The 18843-nt window shown below is 63.2% G+C and carries 18 protein-coding genes and 1 other RNA gene; 6 read left to right on the forward strand and 13 right to left on the reverse strand.

The window, feature by feature from the left end; translation table 11 throughout:
• The first annotated feature begins 1 nt into the window (after position 1).
• Together rfbD and rfbA are read left to right on the forward strand one after the other, a co-directional pair.
• A complete protein-coding gene (rfbD, locus tag ACFSM5_RS11695; RefSeq protein WP_379876575.1) occupies positions 2-904 on the forward strand; it encodes a dTDP-4-dehydrorhamnose reductase in 903 nt (300 codons plus the stop codon).
• The gene (gene rfbA / locus ACFSM5_RS11700; RefSeq protein WP_379876576.1) at positions 901-1782 is read left to right on the forward strand and encodes a glucose-1-phosphate thymidylyltransferase RfbA; all 882 of its coding nucleotides are present in this window, start codon (positions 901-903) and stop codon (positions 1780-1782) included. The genes rfbD and rfbA overlap by 4 nt, the downstream gene beginning before the upstream one ends.
• Positions 1783-1788: 6 nt before the next feature.
• Here the strand turns inward: rfbA and ACFSM5_RS11705 are convergent, their stop codons facing one another.
• Positions 1789-3159: a hypothetical protein gene (locus ACFSM5_RS11705; RefSeq protein ID WP_379876577.1), complete on the reverse strand. Its 1371-nt coding sequence runs from the start codon at positions 3157-3159 to the stop codon at positions 1789-1791.
• A gap of 204 nt (positions 3160-3363) precedes the next feature.
• Here ACFSM5_RS11705 and ACFSM5_RS11710 point away from each other — a divergent pair, with 204 nt between their 5' ends.
• Positions 3364-4689: a TolC family outer membrane protein gene (locus tag ACFSM5_RS11710; RefSeq protein WP_379876578.1), complete on the forward strand. Its 1326-nt coding sequence runs from the start codon at positions 3364-3366 to the stop codon at positions 4687-4689.
• A 71-nt stretch (positions 4690-4760) separates the two neighbouring features.
• Here ACFSM5_RS11710 and ACFSM5_RS11715 read toward each other — a convergent pair whose 3' ends face one another.
• The 8 genes from ACFSM5_RS11715 to thyX all read right to left on the reverse strand — a co-directional run bounded on the left by ACFSM5_RS11715 (position 4761) and on the right by thyX (position 10228).
• Entirely contained in the window at positions 4761-4985 is a 225-nt protein-coding gene (locus tag ACFSM5_RS11715) for a hypothetical protein (protein WP_379876579.1), read from the reverse strand.
• A 55-nt stretch (positions 4986-5040) separates the two neighbouring features.
• Positions 5041-6366, reverse strand: coding sequence for a hypothetical protein (locus tag ACFSM5_RS11720; RefSeq protein ID WP_379876580.1), 1326 nt, complete (start codon positions 6364-6366; stop codon positions 5041-5043).
• A 36-nt stretch (positions 6367-6402) separates the two neighbouring features.
• A complete protein-coding gene (locus ACFSM5_RS11725) occupies positions 6403-6675 on the reverse strand; it encodes a DUF2188 domain-containing protein (RefSeq protein WP_379876581.1) in 273 nt (90 codons plus the stop codon).
• A 163-nt stretch (positions 6676-6838) separates the two neighbouring features.
• A complete protein-coding gene (locus tag ACFSM5_RS11730; protein WP_379876582.1) occupies positions 6839-7474 on the reverse strand; it encodes a hypothetical protein in 636 nt (211 codons plus the stop codon).
• A 71-nt stretch (positions 7475-7545) separates the two neighbouring features.
• The gene (locus tag ACFSM5_RS11735; protein WP_379876583.1) at positions 7546-8079 is read right to left on the reverse strand and encodes a cysteine dioxygenase family protein; all 534 of its coding nucleotides are present in this window, start codon (positions 8077-8079) and stop codon (positions 7546-7548) included.
• Positions 8076-8789: a GntR family transcriptional regulator gene (locus tag ACFSM5_RS11740; RefSeq protein WP_379876584.1), complete on the reverse strand. Its 714-nt coding sequence runs from the start codon at positions 8787-8789 to the stop codon at positions 8076-8078. Before ACFSM5_RS11740 ends, ACFSM5_RS11735 begins: the two co-directional genes overlap by 4 nt.
• Before the next feature lie 70 nt (positions 8790-8859).
• On the reverse strand, positions 8860-9297 hold the full coding sequence (locus ACFSM5_RS11745; protein WP_379876585.1) for a DUF3293 domain-containing protein: 438 nt from the start codon (positions 9295-9297) through the stop codon (positions 8860-8862).
• Entirely contained in the window at positions 9290-10228 is a 939-nt protein-coding gene (gene thyX / locus ACFSM5_RS11750) for an FAD-dependent thymidylate synthase (RefSeq protein ID WP_379876586.1), read from the reverse strand. The genes ACFSM5_RS11745 and thyX overlap by 8 nt, the downstream gene beginning before the upstream one ends.
• A gap of 89 nt (positions 10229-10317) precedes the next feature.
• On the opposite strand from thyX, the gene ssrA reads away from it, so the two are divergent.
• The 3 genes from ssrA to ACFSM5_RS11765 all read left to right on the forward strand — a co-directional run bounded on the left by ssrA (position 10318) and on the right by ACFSM5_RS11765 (position 12431).
• Positions 10318-10626, forward strand: a transfer-messenger RNA (tmRNA) gene (gene ssrA / locus ACFSM5_RS11755).
• Positions 10627-10659: 33 nt separating this feature from the next.
• Positions 10660-11181, forward strand: coding sequence for an SspB family protein (locus ACFSM5_RS11760; RefSeq protein ID WP_379876587.1), 522 nt, complete (start codon positions 10660-10662; stop codon positions 11179-11181).
• Entirely contained in the window at positions 11178-12431 is a 1254-nt protein-coding gene (locus tag ACFSM5_RS11765; RefSeq protein WP_379876588.1) for an MFS transporter, read from the forward strand. The genes ACFSM5_RS11760 and ACFSM5_RS11765 overlap by 4 nt, the downstream gene beginning before the upstream one ends.
• A 40-nt stretch (positions 12432-12471) precedes the next feature.
• Here the strand turns inward: ACFSM5_RS11765 and ACFSM5_RS11770 are convergent, their stop codons facing one another.
• The 4 genes from ACFSM5_RS11770 to ftsA all read right to left on the reverse strand — a co-directional run bounded on the left by ACFSM5_RS11770 (position 12472) and on the right by ftsA (position 18834).
• Positions 12472-14202: an ABC transporter ATP-binding protein gene (locus tag ACFSM5_RS11770; protein ID WP_379876589.1), complete on the reverse strand. Its 1731-nt coding sequence runs from the start codon at positions 14200-14202 to the stop codon at positions 12472-12474.
• A gap of 220 nt (positions 14203-14422) precedes the next feature.
• Positions 14423-15403, reverse strand: coding sequence for a UDP-3-O-acyl-N-acetylglucosamine deacetylase (lpxC, locus tag ACFSM5_RS11775; RefSeq protein WP_379876590.1), 981 nt, complete (start codon positions 15401-15403; stop codon positions 14423-14425).
• A 385-nt stretch (positions 15404-15788) separates the two neighbouring features.
• Entirely contained in the window at positions 15789-17501 is a 1713-nt protein-coding gene (ftsZ, locus tag ACFSM5_RS11780; RefSeq protein ID WP_379876591.1) for a cell division protein FtsZ, read from the reverse strand.
• Positions 17502-17580: 79 nt separating this feature from the next.
• On the reverse strand, positions 17581-18834 hold the full coding sequence (gene ftsA / locus ACFSM5_RS11785; protein ID WP_379876592.1) for a cell division protein FtsA: 1254 nt from the start codon (positions 18832-18834) through the stop codon (positions 17581-17583).
• Positions 18835-18843: the final 9 nt, after the last annotated feature.

An 18843-nucleotide genomic window follows, 5' to 3' on the forward strand; every position in this document is an offset into this window, starting at 1 on the left:
CATGGTCGCCACGGTTCTTGTCGTCGGTGCAAACGGGCAGGTCGGCCGGGCCTTGCGGGCCGCCTCCTGGCCTGCGGATCTGGCGCCGGTCTTCCTGGATCGCCGCCAGCTGGATATCGCCGACGCCCGGACCGTCTGCAGCCTGTGCCAGATGCACAAGCCCGCTGCGATCCTCAATGCCGCGGCCTTCTCCCATGTGGACAAGGCCGAAAGCGATCCGGAGGGGGCGCTTGCCGCCAATCGGCTCGGCCCGCTCAACCTCGCCATCGCGGCCGAAGCCCATGGCGCGCTGCTGCTGCATATTTCCACCGACTATGTCTTCGACGGCAGCCTGCGCATCCCCTATCCCGTCGATCATCCCTTAAGCCCGCTCGGCGTCTATGGGCGCAGCAAGGCGGCGGGCGAACAGGCCGTGGCTGCCGCCTGCAGACGCCATCTGATCGTCCGCACGGCCTGGGTCTTCTCGGCCTGGGCAGGAAACTTCGCCCGGCTGGTGTTTGATCGGGCACGCGGCGGTCTACCGCTGAAAGTCGTGTCCGATCAGACCGGCAGCCCGACCCCCGCAACCGATCTCGCCGCCGCCTGTATCGCGATGATCGCCCAGGCTTTGCAGGACGACTCAAGTCGACTGTTCGGCACGCATCATTATGTCGGCGGCCCCATAGCCGACCGGCTGGCGCTGGCCGCAGCCGTGCTGGACGAAGCGGAACGGCAGGGCATTGCACGCCCCGACGTGACCCCCGTCCCCGCCTCGACCTTTGCGGCCCCAGCCCCCCGACCGGCCTGGTCGGTGCTGGATATGTCGAAGACTACGGAACTTTTTGGCCTGCCCCAGCCCGACTGGCGCCCGGCCCTGGCAGAGGCCGTCCAGGTTTGGGCGCGCGAAAAGGAGACACCTGCGTGAAGGGTATCATTCTGGCTGGGGGCTCCGGCACCCGACTGCATCCGGTCACCATTCCCATCAGCAAGCAGCTGCTGCCGATCTGGGACAAGCCGATGATCTTCTATCCGCTCTCCACCCTCATGCTGGCAGGGGTGACGGAGATCCTGATCATCACGACGCCGCAGGATGCGCCGCTGTTCCAGCGCCTGCTCCAGGATGGCTCGCAATGGGGCATTTCCATCGAATATGCCGAACAGCCCAAGCCCGAAGGCCTCGCCCAGGCCTTCCTGATCGGCGAGAAGTTCATCGGTCGCGACACCGTCGTCCTGGCCCTGGGCGACAATATCTACTACGGCCATCAGCTTGAACGGCTGCTGGCGGTCGCCTCGCACCGGGTCGACACCAAGGGCGGCGGCACGGTGTTCGGCTATCACGTGGCTGATCCCGAGCGTTATGGCGTCGTGGAGTTCGATGCCAAGGGCCAGGCGATCACCATCGAGGAAAAGCCAACCCAGCCACGCTCCAACTATGCCGTCACCGGCCTCTATTTCTACGGCAACGATGTCATCGATATCGCCAAGACCGTCAAGCCCTCGCACCGGGGCGAGCTGGAGATCACAGATGTCTCTCGCGTCTATCTCGAACAGGGACGCCTGTCGGTAGAGATCATGCGGCGCGGTTACGCCTGGTTCGACACCGGCACCCATGCCTCGCTGCTCCAAGCCAGCGAGTTCGTCCGCACCATCGAGGAACGCCAGGGCCTCAAGATCGCCTGCATCGAGGAAATCGCCTTCCGGCGCGGCCTGATCGAGGCATCCCAGGTCGAACGTCTGGCGGCGCCCCTGCTGAAGACCCCCTATGGTCAATACCTGAAGCAGGTCCTGAACGAAGGGCGCTGACGCCCGCTATTTCAGGATATCGGTCCCGCCCGGCCGTTTGCTGATCAGATTGACCAGCAGCGCCAGCTGACCAAAGGCACGGGCGCGCGGCCCCGGCGACAGGACGCCAGCCGCCACTTGCCGAGCCTGGGTCCAGAGGGGGCTCAACGTGGCAGGCGTTACTCCGGCGTCCAGCGCGGCTCGTGCAATCCGGGCCAAGGTCGCCACCCGCAAGCCGCCTTCCGGCAGGCTATCGGCGGCCTGATCGGCCATCGCGCGGAAATGCGCCGCGCGCTCCGGCGTTGGCGCGATCAACGACAGGCGCCAGGCCGTTGCCATACGACCCAAGGCGTCGCGAAAGCTGTTCAGCAACCGCTCGGCAATTTCCCACTCACCCACTTCGGCAGCCTTGAGCGCCAACTCGGGTCCCCAAGCCTCACGGGCACCGGGGGAGACCGCGAGTACAAGATCGGCAGCCTCCTGAAACGCGGCAGAGGATCCACCATTTTTTAACTCCGCCAGACGCACGCGGAGTTGCGCCCCTTTAACCGCCTGCACCTCCGGCAGAACGGCCGCGATCTTATTGGCTTCCGCATAGCGCCCCAGTAACGCTAGATCACCGGCGATGGCCGTGCCGATCGCGTTCACACGATAGATACCAAGCGGCTTAGCCAAGGCTTCGGCGGAAGTAAGGTCCCCCAGCAGCGCGAACAATCGGGCCAGATCGGTGATCAGGGCGGGGGATGGATCGCCGGGCAGCAGAGCGCGCAGCACCTCCGGCCGCTCACGCTCCGGTACCGGCTCGCCTATACGGGCCGCGATGCGCCCCGTTGCCGCCCGCCAGGACAACCACGGCGCAAGCCCAAGTTCGACATTTGGCAAGGCATCCAGATAGCCATGCAATCCCTTGAGGGCAACAAGACCGCCCGATCGCTCCCCTCGGCGAAACGCCGCGTCTGCCAGCGCCACCAGGGTTTCCATCCGCTTATGGGGATCTGGGATTGCGTCGATCCAGGTCAGCGCGGTATCGGGGTCGCCCCCGGCGGCAAGATCGAGTGCATAAGCCGCAACCAGAACCGTGACGAGCCGCGGATCATCCAGCCGGCTGATCAGAAGCAGGCTGTTCTCGCCGTCTCCCAGCGCCAGCCGCGCCTCGGCGAGGTCGAGCCAGACCCAATCCCGCGCCTTGGCCGGTTCGGTCGCGGTGGCTGCAGAAAGCGCTTCGGCCAACAGGCAGCGGGGCTCGACCTGAGCCAGGCAATCGGTCGTCGATCCGGTGACAGGAAAAGTTTCGCGCGCGGCCAGCAAAGACGCCAGTTTGGGCGACGACGCAAGCGCGGTCCGTGCCGCAATTTTCTGGCGCTCACCGGCTTCATCAAGATCACGCAAAAGCTGCAAGGCGGGCTCGCTGTCAGGCGCCAAAACCGTCTGCGCCACAACAGGGCTGGCTAAAAGGATCCCAAAGAGTACGAGGGCGATGCTATTTCGCCACATAAACCACACGTTTTACCTCTTAGGGCCATTTATCTCGTTTAAATCATAACAACTTTAGGATAAATCAATCCCATACGTTTAGACGACTGAAATTGTGTGGGGGCTCGCGTGAATCAGAAATCGTTCCGGAACCGGTTGCTGCTTGGTGCCGCAGCTTTCTTCGTTGCTACCGCTGGTGCCCAGGCAGCCAGCCTCCAGGACGAACTTTCTTATCTCCTGACCGCTCATCCCCGGGTCAAAGCTGCCAGCAACTCGGTTTCTGGTGCACAAGAGCAGATCCGTCAGGCATTCGCAGCGTATCTGCCGCGCGTCGACACCCAGCTGCAGGCTGGCTGGGACCAGATCTCCAGCCCCGGCTTCCGCGCTGCCCGCAACGGTAAGGCCGCCAGCGAATGGGGTGATACCCTCTCGCTGACCGTGACCCAGACCCTCTTCGACGGCCTGCGCCGCGAAGCGAACTACGACGAAGCCAAGGTCAATAAGGTTGTCCAGGACCTCGCCCTCGACACCACCCGCCAGACCCTGACCTATGACGGCGCCCGCGCCTATATCGATGTGCTGCGATTTGCGCGCCTCGTCGAACTGGCCCGCACCAACGAAGCGACCGTCCAGCGTCAGCTGAGCCTGGAAGACGAACGCGTCCAGCGCGGTGCCGGTATCGCCATTGACGTGCTGTTCGCCAAGTCGCGCCTCCAGCTTGCCAAGGAACGCCGCGTGCAGTTCGAAGGCCAGCTTCAGGAAGCCAGCGCCCGCTATCAGCAGCTGTTCAACAAGGCCCCGACCGCTGGCTCGATGGCTGATCCGAGCGTTCCGGCGAACCTGCTGCCCGCGAACCTCGACGATGCGCGCAACGCCGCCATCAACGACAATCCGCAGGTTCAGTCGTCGAACCGCCAGATCGACATGGCCACCAGCCGCAAGCAGGCCGCCGGCGCGGACTACTTCCCGCGCGTTGACCTGGAACTGCGCGGCGAATATGCCGACAATTACGAAGCCGTTAAGGGCTACCGTACCGAACTGACCGCCCTGGTCCGCGCCCGCTGGAACATCTTCAACGGCTTTGCCACCCAGGCTGCCGTTGCCGAAGCCAGCTATCGTCTGGCCGGTGCCCGCGATCAGTTCGACAGCGCTCGCCGTCAGGTGACCGAAGAAGTCGATATCGCCTGGAACGAACTGCAGACCGCAAACCAGCGCGTCGCCCTGCTGGAAAACGCCGTCTCGATTGCTGCCGAAGTGTTCGAAGCCCGCCGTCGCCTGCGCGATGCTGGCCGCGAAACCGCGATCAACGTTCTGGATGCGGAAAACGAACTCTACACGGCCCGCATCAACCTGCTGCAGGCGACCTTCGACTCGCGCAAGGCCTCCTACCGGGTTCTGATGGCAACCGGCCGTCTGACCCCGGCGATGCTGGGCGTTCAGCTCGCCGCCAACTAATCCCGCAAGGGATCCAATGAGAAAGCCGCTGAGCGATCAGCGGCTTTTTTCTTGTCCGATCTGTCGGTCGCTTAGTCGCCCGACGCCTTGTTCATCGCCTTGACCATTCGGTCGGCAACCTTCATCAGTTCGTCGTCCATATAGACCGCGAACACCTCTGACCGGGAGGCATCGACAGCGATCAGACTGGCCGATGCCACACACGCCGCCGCCTGCTTCACATCGCGGCGCAGCCCCTGGATGGCATCGGTAAGAGCGCGCAACTCGGCAACGACGGCAGCCGTATCCTCGTTCATGGGTCCTGGTTCCTTATCCTGATGCTCCCTAGGGCAAACTATGCCCCGATCCCTGTTACAGGGCCAGTGTACGAACAACCGGGTCCAGCAGGCTGAGGCAGATGACGGCAATCGTGCAGACGATCACCGCGAACAGGATATTCTTGCTGAAAGAAAGCTGCGGATAGGGCACCCGATAGGCCAGCGCTGCGACGATCAGAGTCACGCCCGACGGCGACAGCATCGTCGCAAAGCCCCAGGCAATCAGGATGGCCTGCAGCAATGCAATCTGGGAGACCGCCCCCGGCATGCCTGCGAACAGCGCCACGATGCTGGCGGCCGACACCATCGGATGCAGCCCGATCATGCCGAAGCCGATCAGGGCCGCCATTGCTGTTGCCAGCAGTACCGGCACCGGCAATCCCTGGAGGAACGGCGCCAGCGACAAGGCGAGTCCCGGCTGCGCTTCGATCAACCGCCCCAATACCAGGGCCATCGGCATCAACAGCGCCTCATCCGACGGGCGGCCGATATTTTTCCAGACCTGGGACAAGGCGGGACGCAGACTGGCCCGCGCCTGGAAGGCCAGCGCCAGGACCGAAAGCGGCGGCATCACCAGGATAACCGCGTCCAAGCCGCTCACCCCGGTCAGGTGCGAGACCAGCACGACGGCCAGCGCCCCGATGACAGTGCCTGGCAGGATCGGCACCAGACCGCGCAAAGCGGACAGCAGCCCGCGCCCTCCGCCTTCCATCGCCACCGCAACAAAGACGCCGATGGTCGCAAACCCCAGCCCCATCAGCAACATCAGCCAGACCGGGGCGCTGGGGACATTATGGGCGCCAAAGGCCACAGCGACGGCGAAGGGCGACCAGAAGGCCGTCAGGCTAACGCCCCGCAGAGAGGCGAGCGCGGCCCGGCGGCGTTCTCTTTCGTCGGCATTGGCGGGCAGCAAGGGCGCCAGGACCGCATGGGCGCCGGTAGTGATGATGATCCCGACGCCATAGGCGCCAACCACAAAGCCAGCAGCGCTCGCCGATGCTGGGAGCGTTGCGAAACGATCCTTGGCCCGCATCATTGCAGGCAGGTAGCCCGCGACGCCGCGCAGCAGCTGAAGTACCGGCAGATAGGCCGCGAAGGTGAGGGCATCGGTCAGGCCAGCCGGTATGGCCTCCAACGGTGATCCCGTCAGAAGCAGGAGCACCGAGACCGCCGTCAGGCCCGCAACAAGGCCTCGCGTCAAGGGCTTGACCTTCGGCAGGGCCACCAACCCCATGACGACAAGTCCCGCCATCGCAAACGGCAGGATGGCCGCCATCACCTGCCCACCGATCAACAGGCGGACATATTGGCTGGCGACGAGCGCTAGGGTCAGCAGGGCAAAGGCGTTTGAACCGGTCATGACCGGCCCATTAGAACGCCCCAGGCTTCTTAAGCCTTATGCGATTTTGGCAAGCCGGTCCCGCTTGTCCGCGACTGGCGGGCGGGCATGGCGATTGTCACCGGGGGCAAAGAAGAACTGGCCGGTGATGTTGCCGTTATAATCGAGGACACGGACGGCCGCCGGCCCCCGGAACTGTGCGACCCGGCATGCCCATTCCACGGCATCTTCCCGGGCGTCGAAACTTGCTTCGTGACGGTCGAGGTTACCCTCCTGCACATGCCATTCTTCGTGCTGGGGAGTGACCCAAAGGATCCGTTCTGTCTTCACGCTACGCCTCTTTTCCCTATACGCGCCCGCTTTGATGGGGCGGCGGCCCTGACCCTGATGTTCAGATGTCAGTCGGTACAACGCGCGAACACGCGTTCGGTTCAGGGCCTTTTTTTAAAGATGATCGGTGACGGTTTTACGACCCGTCGCCCACGCGCTTAAATTAGTCACCGCGCATGTAATCAAGCAGGATCCGCCGGGCTTCGATCAGTTGCCCCATATGGCGGTCGCCTGCGATGAATCCCGTATCCGGATGATAGACTGGGGCGAGCTTGCGAAAGCGCGCCGAGACTTGCGCCTCGGTCAACCCCAGCTCCCCCGGAAAACCCATGACATGGGCCGCCTGCCGGGGAGAGCGCACACCGCTTGGCAAGGGCTCGAAAGCCAGCCGCTCGACAGCGTCGCGCGCCTCAAGGATCCGGTCAGCATCGGGCTTGGCAGGCGCTTTGCCCAGGGAACCATCGGCAAGCGCCAACACCAAGGCCACAGCGCTCCGCGCATCCTCTTCGGATATGTCGACCGGCAGACGCAGCTTCAGTTGCGCATCACCCGCCAGAAGCGGCGGTAGTCCTGCAAAGATCTCTGAACTCGCCAGCATCATGGCCGATTGAACGAGGCGAGCCGGCGTTTCGCCTTTATCGCGCGCCAGCCGTTCCAGGCGCAGCTTATCGGCTCGGGGCAGAGAGAGGGTCAGCGACACCGTCTTCGCCAGTTCGGGGATCGCGACATCGCTGCGCGTTCCCAGACCAGGAAACAGGGTGAATTGACCCAACTGTTCGCTCGCCCGATAGCTTGGCACGGGTCCTCTACCCCTTGTGGTGTTGCTTTCGTATTACCACAAGCGAGTCTGAGCGAAAAGAGTCAATCGAATCAAGAGTCAAACTTGGTCGCGACGCTGCTGGCGCCCCGCCCGAGATCGCATCCATAGACATGGAGCGACACAAGCGGTTGTTCCCCATGATTTCCCAAACGGTGAATGGCCGCCTGCCGGTTATCGCAGGACGCACCGGCAAAACCAGTGGCGCCCGTCGGCAGGGCGCGTTGGCCGCAGTGGGTGGCGGTACCGTCCGTCGCGCAGAAATATTCCTCTACCGCTTCGCCTTCATAGACACCGAAGGCGCACCAGGTCTGATGGTCGTGGATTGAACTTTTCTGCCCCGGCAACCAGGCCACCGCCGCAATAGCCCACCGGCCTGCGGGATCGCTGTAGAGGACGTTCAGCGTATAGTCTTCCTGGCGGAACTGGATCGAGGCGCCGCGCAGCAGGCCTGGGGTCGACAGAATCGGCTTCAGCCGGTCCGCGATCCGACGCTCCAGACAGCTTTCATCTGCCGTGACCATGGCATCGACATCCGCGATCAGACCAAGCAGGACGGGATTGAGGGTCGAGATCATCATGTTCATGGGCGTCGCTCCAGGCGGATCGGCAGGTCGGTGACATGGTCTGAGGCAAGGATCGCGTCGCGCACCATGGCATGGGCTTCACGCACCTGCGCCGCCGCGATACGGGCAGCACCGGCGCTGTCGCCGCTTACCAGCGCGTCGATCAGTTCCTCGTGTTCGTGGCAGATTTCTTCGGTGCGGTCGCGCAGGGCGAGGCCGATGTGCAGCAGCCGCTCACTTTCCCGCAGCAATTGTTCGAGCGCCGCTTCCAGGCGCCCATTCCCCGCCCGGCGGGCGATAGCAAGATGAAATTCGCGGTTGGTCGCAAGGAAGCGCTCAGCGCTATCGGCATCGCCGGGGACATAGGAGATGGCGCAGGCCTTATCGAGGCGCGAGAGTTCCGCCGCATCGACCTGTCCCGCGGCCAGACGTGCCGCTTCGGCCTCCAACAGTTCGCGCAGCTCGAAGATATCGCGGACATCGCGCAGGGTGACCGGCGCCACGCGCCAGCCCTTGCGGGCCTGGGCGGTGACCAGACGATCCTGCGCCAGACGGGCAAGCGCCGCGCGGATCGGCGCCTTGCCGAAGTTGAAATCGCGCGCCAGCTGCGCCTCGCTGATTGCCGCAGCAGGTGGCAGCGCGCAGGTCAGAATCGCATGGCGAACCGCTTCATAGGCGCGGTCGCTCAGGCGTTCGACATTCTCTTCCAGCGATACGATCTGCGACGACATCTCTAATCCATTCATCTGACATGTCAGATGAGAGAGGATGACACCGCGTTATTTCACCGTCAAGGGCTGTTTAATAAAGAGTGGTGAGATCGGTGCTGAAGACCAGCCGGGCCACATCGCCCCGTCGGTAGGTGACAAAGGCCAGTTGGCGCCAGAGGCGCGCAACCTCACCCGCTTGATCCAGGGGGATATCGAGGATTGCGACGCCTTCTTCGGCGGGCCAGCCTGCGTCTTCATCCGGGCGGCCGACGTGCTTGAACGCCTGCCACTCGCTGATTTCCATCTGCGCCCACAGCCCGGCAAGCGCTGCCTTGTTCTCGGCATCGCTCACCCGGGCAGCGCCGGGATTATGCGCGGAGATGCAGGTGATGCTATCCGCCCGCATCCGGGTCAAGGCCGCATCGAGCGGCGGACATGGTTTGCCGAGCCGCAGGGCATAGACCGTGCGGTCGAGGCGGAATTCATAGGAGGTGGCGGCAAAAGCCGCCGCCAACGCAGGATCAAGCATCCCGGCCAAGGGCAGCCATCAGTTCGATCCATTCACGCTTCGAAAGCCCGCTCGACGCCTGATCTACCGGCTGACCGTCGACCAGCTTCTTCACGACGCCCATCATCCCGGCCGACAGGGTCATCGCACCCTGGCGATAGTCCTTGAAGGCGGCATAGCAATAGGGAACCCAGGCTTCCACCGTCTTCAGCATGGCGTCGGCATAGGCGCGGATCTCGAACTGCGCATGGCTGTCGGCACGCAGGGACAGGAAGCCGAGCAGATTGTGCAGATCGACCTTCCAATACCACTGGGTATAGGTATTGAGCGTCAGATTCATGCGGGCAAGCTCGCGGGCCAGACCCTGGCGGTTGGGATCGGCCGGTTCGCCGTTTTCACCCTCGTTCAGCATCCATTCATAGGAGCGATAGGTCTTTTCCGCATCCTCGCGCAGCAGATCCATGACCTGCTGGGCCTCGGGGCCGGAGAGAACCTGGCCGCGTCCCTGGCGGTTATTCACCGACTGGGCCGCCATATTCTCGGCGGCGGGGATATAGAATTCCTTGTCGAGGATCGAATAGCGGGCCGAATATTCATTCACGTTGGCCGTGCGATGGCGGATCCACTGGCGCGCGATGAAGATCGGCAGCTTCACGTGATATTTGATCTCGCACATTTCGAAGGGCGTCGTGTGACGATGGCGCATCAGATAATTGATGAGCCCCTTGTCCTCAGACACCTTCTTGGTGCCGCGACCATAGGAAACACGTGCCGCCTGCACGACCGCACTGTCATCGCCCATATAATCGATGACCCGCACGAAGCCGTGATCGAGCACCGGCAACGGCTCGTAGAGCATCTCTTCGATGCCCGGCACCGTGACGCGGCGGGTTTCCGCACGCTGGGCGCGGGCGGCTTCGATTTCGGCTTTCTGCTCGGGCGTCAAGGACATCGGGTCACCTTCGGGGAGATACGGACGCGCCTTTATGCCCGGTCAACCATCCGCGTGCAATCGGCCTTCCGCACCCCCTGGTGTAGTTCCCGTTTGCACCCGGCGGTGAGGCTCCCTATATTCCGAAGTGTCGGGCAACCGACTATGGCGATAAACGCTGTATGGAATAAGCGTTACGGACCCGGGGGCGGTACCCGGCGCCTCCACCATTCTTCTTCGATGGGGGCGAAACAGGATCGACGTGCGTGGTAAAGATATAGTTTTCGCTCGGCATGGTACCACCGTCATCGGGCCACACTCAGAAGTGCCAACGACAACGTTGCACTCCGCGCTGCCGCCTAACGGCTAAGCAGAACGCGCGGCTCGGGGGGCGGCCGGGCAACAGAACGCCCCCCACTGGTTTTACGAAGGGACTAAGGATGCCGACGAATATGCTCCGCTACGACCAGATGATCGAAGAGGCATTGCGGGGCGTCGTTCGTCGGACATTGCGGATGGTTGCCGCCACGGGCCTGCCGGGTAACCATCACTTCTATGTCACCTTCCGCACCGACGCCGAAGGCGTGATCGTGCCCGATCACCTGCGGGCGAAATATCCCGAGGAGATGACCATCGTCATCCAGCACCAGTTCTGGGGCCTGGAAGTCACGACGGACATGTTCACCATCACTCTCAGCTTCAACGATGTACACGAGAAGCTGGTGATCCCTTTCCCCGCTATCACGGCCTTTGCCGATCCCGCTGCCCAGTTCGGCCTGCAGTTCCAGCAGGAAACCGAGGCGGGCGAAGACGGTAATGAGGATGACGAGGAAGAAGGCGAGATGCTGGAGCTCGAAGAAGGCGCCTCCGAGCCCACGCCCCTGCCCGCTGCCAAGAAGTCAGATAAGCCCGGCGACGACAAACCCGCTGGTAGCGGCGACGTGGTCTTCCTCGACCAGTTCCGGCGGAAGTGAGTTCGGGCACACTCCCCGGCGAGACACGAATCGCAACTGCTGGCCTCAAGACCCGTTTATTTCTGGTCTTTGCTGCCGGTTATTTCCTTTCATACGTCTATCGTACCGTCAATGCGGTGCTTTCCCCTTACCTTGCCTCGGAACTGGGGCTTGAGGCGGGCGACCTCGGCATTCTGACCGGCGCCTATTTCATCGCTTTCGCCGCCTTCCAACTGCCGCTCGGCATTCTGCTCGACCGCTACGGTCCGCGCCGGGTACAGGCCGCCCTGCTGCTGATCGCCGCCCTGGGCGCCGGCCTCTTTGCCGTCGGCCATAGTCTTGTGGCCCTGACCCTGGCCCGCGCCCTGATCGGCTTTGGCGTTTCAGGCTGTCTGATGGCGGGTTTCAAGGCACTGGTGGTCTGGTTCCCGCGCGAACGGCTGCCGCTGTTCAACGGGCTCTTCATGGTCTCTGGCGGGTTGGGGGCCATCGCCGCCGCAACGCCGGTCGAGATGGCGCTGGAGATGACCGACTGGCGCGGGGTGTTTGCCCTGCTGACCGCCGCCACTATCGGCGTCTCCGCAGCGATCTTCCTGGGCGCACCAAAGGATCCGGCTCCGAAGGCAGGGCAAAGCCTGGGCGAAGCGCTGGAAGGGATCGTCGCGGTCTTCAAAGCCCCGATTTTCATCCGGCTCGCGCCGCTGACCAGCATGGCGCAGGGCGTTTTCCTCTCCTACCTCTCACTTTGGACAGGCGCTTGGCTGCGCGACGTCAATGGCCTCAGCCCGCGTGATGCCGCGGATGCCGTGCTGCTCGCCGCCACCGCCATGAGCCTGGGCTTCCTCTCGATCGGCGTGATCGCGGATCAACTCGGCAAGCGAGGCGTGCCGCCGATGATGGTGGGCGTTGGCGGGATGATGCTGTTCATCGCGCTCCAGGTCCTGATCGTCGCGGGCGCCCCGATCCCGCCCGTCGCGGCCTGGTTCCTGTTCGGCTACCTGGGGACGGCCTGCTCCTCGGTCTATGCCGTGATGTCGCTGAACCTGCCGCTGCATCTGTCCGGGCGCAGCAATACCGCGATCAACCTGTTGGCCTTCCTCGCCGCCTTCGTGATGCAGAGCGGCGTCGGTTCCCTGCTCGATCTGCTCGGTCCCCTACCGGGTGGCCGTGCCACCCCGGACGCTCACCGCATGGCGCTGGGCCTTATGGTGGCGCTGGAGTTGGCCGGGCTGCTGTGGTTCTGGTTCAGGAAGCCGACCTTAAAGGCATAAACGGCCTCAAGCAGCGAAGCGGTAGGCCAACACAAAGGCTCTAAACCTGCGCGTCGGCCTGGGCCGCCCACTCCGCCCGGCTCATCACACTGGTGATGCGACCGCTTTCGATGGTGAAGACCTGATCGGCATTGCGGATGGTGGTCAGGCGATGGGCGATCACCAGCACCGTGCGCCCCACCCCGACAGTCTCCAATGACCGCTGGATCGCCGCTTCGGTGTCGTTATCCACGGCCGAGGTGGCTTCATCCAGGATCAGGATCGGCGCATCCTTCAGAATCGCGCGGGCGAGGCTGATGCGCTGCCGTTGGCCACCCGACAGCTTCTGCCCGCGTTCGCCGACCGCTGTGCCATAGCCATCCGGCAGACCTGTGATGAATTCATGCGCTTCTGCCAGTTTTGCAGCGCGCTCCACATCCTCTGCCGCGGCGCCAGGACGGCCATAGGCGATATTCTCGGCAATCGTGCCGTCGAATAGGAAGACATCCTGGGACACGAAGCCGATGCTCGACCGCAGATCGCTCACCGACAGTCCGGCAATATCCTGACCGTCCAGCATGATCCGCCCATGCGAAGGGTGATAGAACCGCATCAGCAGCTTGGCGAGCGTACTTTTGCCCGATCCCGTGGTACCGATGAAAGCAGCCGTCGTCCCCGCCGGAATCGTGGCACTGACCTCTGTGACGACCCGCTCTCGCCCGGCATAGGCAAATGATACGTTATCGAAATGAATTGCGCCTTTGCAGGCTGCACGATCGAAAGCCTGCCCGGCCGTCTTTTCCGACGCTGGGGTGTCGAGCAGATCCAGGACACGCCGGGTGGAGGCCATGGCGCGCTGGTAGAGATCGAACACCTGGGCAAGTTCCGTCATCGGCCACAACAGACGCTGTGTCAGGAACACCATCACCGAATAGGCACCGACCGCCAACTGACCGCTCAAGGTCAGATAGCCCCCATAGACCAGCGTCACCAGGAAACCCGCCAGAATCGCCATGCGGATCAAGGGAATGAAGGCAGAAGAGATCCGAATAGCCCGGCCGTTAGCGGCACGATACCCGTCGCTTTCCTCGGCCAGCTTCTTCACTTCGAGGGCTTCGGCCGTATAGCTCTTGATCACAGCGATCCCGGCGAGGTTGCCCGCCAGACGACCTGCGATGGCGCCCGCGCGTTCGCGAACATCCGCATAGAGCGGTTCGGCCTTGGTTTGGAAATAGAAACTGCCCGCGATGATGATCGGCACCGGGATCAGAGACAGCAAGGCAATCGTCGGCTGCAGGGCGAAGAAGATCGCTCCCACCCCCAAAAAAGCCGTCGTCACCTGAATGATTTGGTTTGCACCTCGGTCCAGGAAGCGCTCCAACTGATTGACATCATCATTCATGATAGATGTCAGGGTGCCCGTGGACCTATCCTCGAAATAGGCCATATCCAGCGTCTGCGCATGGGCATAGGCATCAAGGCGCAATTCGTGCTGGATGGTCTGGGCAAGGTTACGCCACGCGGTCTCATAGAGATACTCGAACAGCGACTCACCACCCCAGATCAGGAACGTCAGGATGCCCAGCAGCGCCATCTGATCGAAGGCCGCCGTGAAGCCCATCTGCCCGAGGTAACTCTTCTCGCCGCGCACCACCACATCCACCGCCACACCGATCAGCACTTCCGGCGCGATATCGCAGATCTTGTTGGTGAAGGAACAGAACATCGCCCAGGCGATTTTGCCCCGATGCGGACGGGCGTAACGGAATAGACGAAAAAGTGGGGATGCCATCGGGGCCTCGGCAGATAAGCGCGACTTCAAGGCCGCGACCTTATCCAAGCGGGCGATGAACGCAATGCTTAAAGGGAACCCGGCCTCAAGCAGCAAAGCGGTAGGCCCAGGTAAAAACGCTCAAGCAGCGAAGCGGTAGGTCAAATAAAAAGGGTGGGCGCTCCCGCTTGTTCGGAGAGCAAACCCACCCTTGGTTCCCGGCATTGAAGCCGGAAAGGCGTCAGGCGACGGCGGCGACTGCCGGAAGGTCGATCATCATCGGCGCGCCGAAGGCCGCGGGCTGTTCGAGATAGGTGTAATTCGCAGCGTCAGCGAAGATCGCGCGCACCAGCGCATTATTAAGAGCATGGCCCGTGCGGGCAGCGACGAGACGACCCAGGATCTGCGAACCGGCCAGGGCGAAGTCGCCGATGCAATCCAGAACCTTGTGGCGGACGAACTCGTCCAAGAAGCGCAGGCCTTCCGGGTTCAGAACCGCGGCATCATCGACGACAACGGCATTATCCAACGAACCGCCCTTGGCAAGCCCATGCGCCTTCAGGGCATCCACCTCAGCCAGACGCACGAAGGTGCGGGCGCGGGCGATATCATTGCGGAAACTGGTCTCATTGACCGTAACCGTAGCCGACTGCTGGGCAATGGCCGAGGCATCAAAGTCGATGGAGCATTCAATCTCGAAAGCATCCGAGGGCAGGATGACGGCGTGTTTATTGCCGACGGTCACTTCGACCGGACGCAGGATCTTGAGATAACGGCGCGGCGCGTTCTGCTCGACGATCCCGGCAAGATCCATCAGAAACACGAAGGGCTCCGAACTGCCATCCATGATGGGGAGTTCCGGCCCGTCGACCAGCACCGTGACATTGTCGATCCCCAGGCCTGCCAGCGCGGCCATCAGATGCTCGACGGTCGAAAGGGTGGTGCCATGCTCGTTCTGCAGCAGGGTCGCATGCATGGTCTTGGCGACCACATCCCAGCGCGCCGGGAAAACGCCCAGATCGGCGGCCACATCCGTGCGGCGGAAGACAATGCCCGTATTCGGAGCGGCAGGCAGCAGAGTCATATTGACGGGCTGACCGCTATGCAGACCGACACCGTTGCACTGGACCGGGTTGCGGAGCGTGCGCTGACGGACGGACGTCGACACATCCTGCGCCGCTGCCGTCACATTACCGCTCATCCTGCGCTGCCGATCACTCATCACGCTGTCACCTGCTTGTCGCCGCCGACCATGGGAAAGATCGCGCGGGAACTATTGGAATGACTACGGAATACGCGGTTTCACGTCCAACTTCGAATCACTCTTTGTTACCGACTATTACAAGGTTTGTCCCTCGCCGGGCGGCTGCATCCGCGGCCTTGGCCGCGGCCTCAATGGCCGCTGGGGAGATCAAACCGGCCTCAAGTAGCGAAGCGATAGGCCAACGCAAACCCGGCCTCAAGTAGCGCAAAGCGCGATAGGCCAAATATACAAAAGCAACCGCCCCGCCAGACGGGAGAGAGCGGAGGAGCTCCCGTCCTGGCGAGGTGCGGTACCGGGTGGCAGGCGCTAACGCACCTGCCGTCGGATTTTACGCCATAAGGCCTCAGTTAGCCTGGCGACGCAGGAAGGCGGGGATATCGAGATCCGATTCATCCCGATTGCCTTCGCTGGCGACCGTCATGCGAACCGCGGCCGGAGCTGCCGTTTCAGCAGCCGGGGCGGTCATGGTCGGAACGTTCATCTCCGGTTCGGTCTTGACGGCGGGCGCAGCGCCCTGGTCACGGCCAAACGGGTTGGTGAAACGTGCGAACAGACCGCCGGGAGCAGCTTGATCGACCTTCGGAGCAGCAGCCGGAGCAGAAGGCATGGCCGAACGCGGAGCGGTCGGGGTAGCAATCTGCGGCTGGCTGGCAGCTTCGATGGGCTTGGGGGCCATGAAGGCATCTTCAACGCTGGGCATCGGCGCGCGGACGGTTTCGGTCTTGGCGGCAGGCGCGGTCACCGGGGTGGTGATCGGCTGGGCCATGACGACCGGTTCGGCCAGAGCGGCGTTGCCATGGGTCATATAGGTGCCACGTTCAGCAACCTGGGTCGAAGACATGACCGGAGCGGACGACATCGACGGAGCCGAAGCCGTGCTCATCGACGGGGCCGCCGGAGCAGCCGTCATCAGAGGAGCACCCACCGAGGTGGCCGGACCATAGCCAGCCGACAGCGGCGCTGCCGTGTAGCTGCCACCAGCGGTCGGAGCCGACGAGGGGGCGGCCGGAGCCGACGGCACGAAGGCGGGCTGACCACGGTCGGTGACGAGGCTGATCTGCGGCTTGCGCGGCTCGGCCATCGATTCGGCATCGATACCCGTTGCCACGACCGACACGCGGATGCGGCCGTCCATGGACTCGTCGAACGTCGAACCGAAGATGATCTGGGCTTCGGGATCGACTTCGTCGCGGATGCGGTTGGCCGCTTCGTCGACTTCGAACAGGGTCATGTCGAGGCCGCCGGTGATGTTGATCAGAACGCCACGGGCGCCCTTCATCGAGGTATCGTCCAGCAGCGGGTTGCTGATGGCGGCTTCGGCGGCATCCAGCGCACGGCGGTCGCCGGTCGCTTCGCCCGTGCCCATCATCGCCTTGCCCATTTCGCTCATGACGGTGCGGATATCGGCGAAGTCGAGGTTGACGAGGCCGGGCATCATCATGAGATCGGTCACGCCGCGCACACCGGCATGCAGCACATCATCAGCGAGGCGGAAGGCATCGGCGAAGGTGGTGCGCTCGTTGGCCAGACGGAACAGATTCTGGTTCGGGATAACGATCAGGGTGTCGACATACTGCTGCAGGTCGAGAATGCCATTCTCGGCCAGACGCATGCGGTTGGCGCCTTCGAAGTGGAAAGGCTTGGTCACCACGCCGACGGTCAGGATACCGCGCTCACGCGCTGCCCGGGCGATGACCGGAGCCGCACCCGTACCCGTGCCGCCGCCCATACCGGCAGCGATGAAGACCATGTTGGAGCCGGTGATCTGCTCCAGGATGTCCTCAAGGGCTTCCTCGGCCGCATCGCGACCCACTTCCGGCTTGGCACCGGCGCCAAGACCGCGGGTCAGTTGCGAGCCAAGCTGAATGCGCTTGGACGACAGATTATGGCTCAGGGCCTGTGCGTCAGTATTGGTGACGACAAAGTCGACGCCATGGAGGTTCGATCGGATCATGTTGTTGACGGCATTGCCGCCAGCGCCACCAACACCGATGACGGTGATGCGCGGACGCAGTTCAGGATCGGCGGCGTTGGGAACGCTGATCGATAGGCTCATGGGTTAATCCTCCGCTCGTGCTCAAAATAGGAACCGTTTTACCGAAAGGTGGGAACCAAACGGGTAGTCTTGTCGGTGGCTAGAAGTTCTCCTTCAACCAGCCACCGAATCGGCCGAACAGGCCGGTCGACGCCGCTTTCTGCGGCTTGCTGCGACGAGACGGCAGGCTTACCGGCTGCATCGCATGGACGACCAGCCCCGCCGCCGTACAGAAGGCGGGTCCGGCGTAATCGTTCGGCAGACCAACCAGGCCGTTGGGCTTGCCGAGGCGAACTTGTTTGTCGAGGATCAGGGCCGCGAGATCGCGCACCCCCGACAGCTGAGAGGCACCACCGGTCAGCACCGCGCGGCGGCCCGCCACCTTGTCGAAGCCCGAGGCTTCCAGGCGCGAGCGCACCAGCTCGAAGGTTTCTTCGAGGCGGGGCTGGATGATGCCGGTCAGGATGGATTTCGGGACATGGTTGACCGACAGACGGTCATCCTCGCCCACCAGCGGAACCTCGATGATCTCGCGCTCATCGGCGGAGGTCACGAGGGCCGCGCCGTAAAGCGTCTTCATGCGTTCGGCATGGGCGAGGCTGGTCGACAGCCCGCGCGCAATATCGGCCGTCACATGGTTGCCGCCGATGGGAACGCTGTCGGTATGCACGACCTTGCCGTCGAAGAAGACGGCGATGGTGGTGGTACCGCCGCCCATATCGACCAGGGTCACGCCCAGCTCACGCTCATCATCGACCAGCGACGCCTGCCCTGCCGCATAGGGGCTGGTCACGACGCCGTCGAGTTCCAGATGGCAGCGGGCAACCACGGTCGCCAGGGTCTTCAGCGCGCCGGTCGTTGCCGAGACGACATGCATATTGACGCCCAGGCGCTGGCCATACATGCCACGCGGATCGCGGATGCCGCGCGAGCCATCGATGGCAAAGCCCACCGGCACGGTATGCAGCATGGTGCGGTCCGACGGCTCCAGATTCTGGCGGCCGTGCTCCAGCACCTTGCGCATGTCGTCGTCGCCGATCTCGCGGCCGTCGATCTGGATCTCGTGCAGGATGGTGCGCGACGAAGGATTGCCGCCGGACATATTGACGATCACGCCCTGGATCGTCTCGCCTGCCATCTGCTCGGCTTCCTGCACCGCCGCCAGGATCGCTTTTTCGGCAGCATCCATATCGATGATCGTACCGGCCTTGACGCCGCGCGTGCCATGCAGGCCCGAACCGATGACGCGGGCCACGCCGCCGTCCGTCCGGGTGATGATGCAGGTCGTCTTGGTCGTGCCGATATCCAGCGCCGCGATGACGCCGTTGCGAGCCTTGCCTGTCTGTTTTCTCATCGTCATGCT

The organism is Lacibacterium aquatile, from assembly GCF_042683105.1.
Taxonomy (GTDB): Bacteria; Pseudomonadota; Alphaproteobacteria; order Elsterales; family Elsteraceae; genus Lacibacterium; species Lacibacterium aquatile.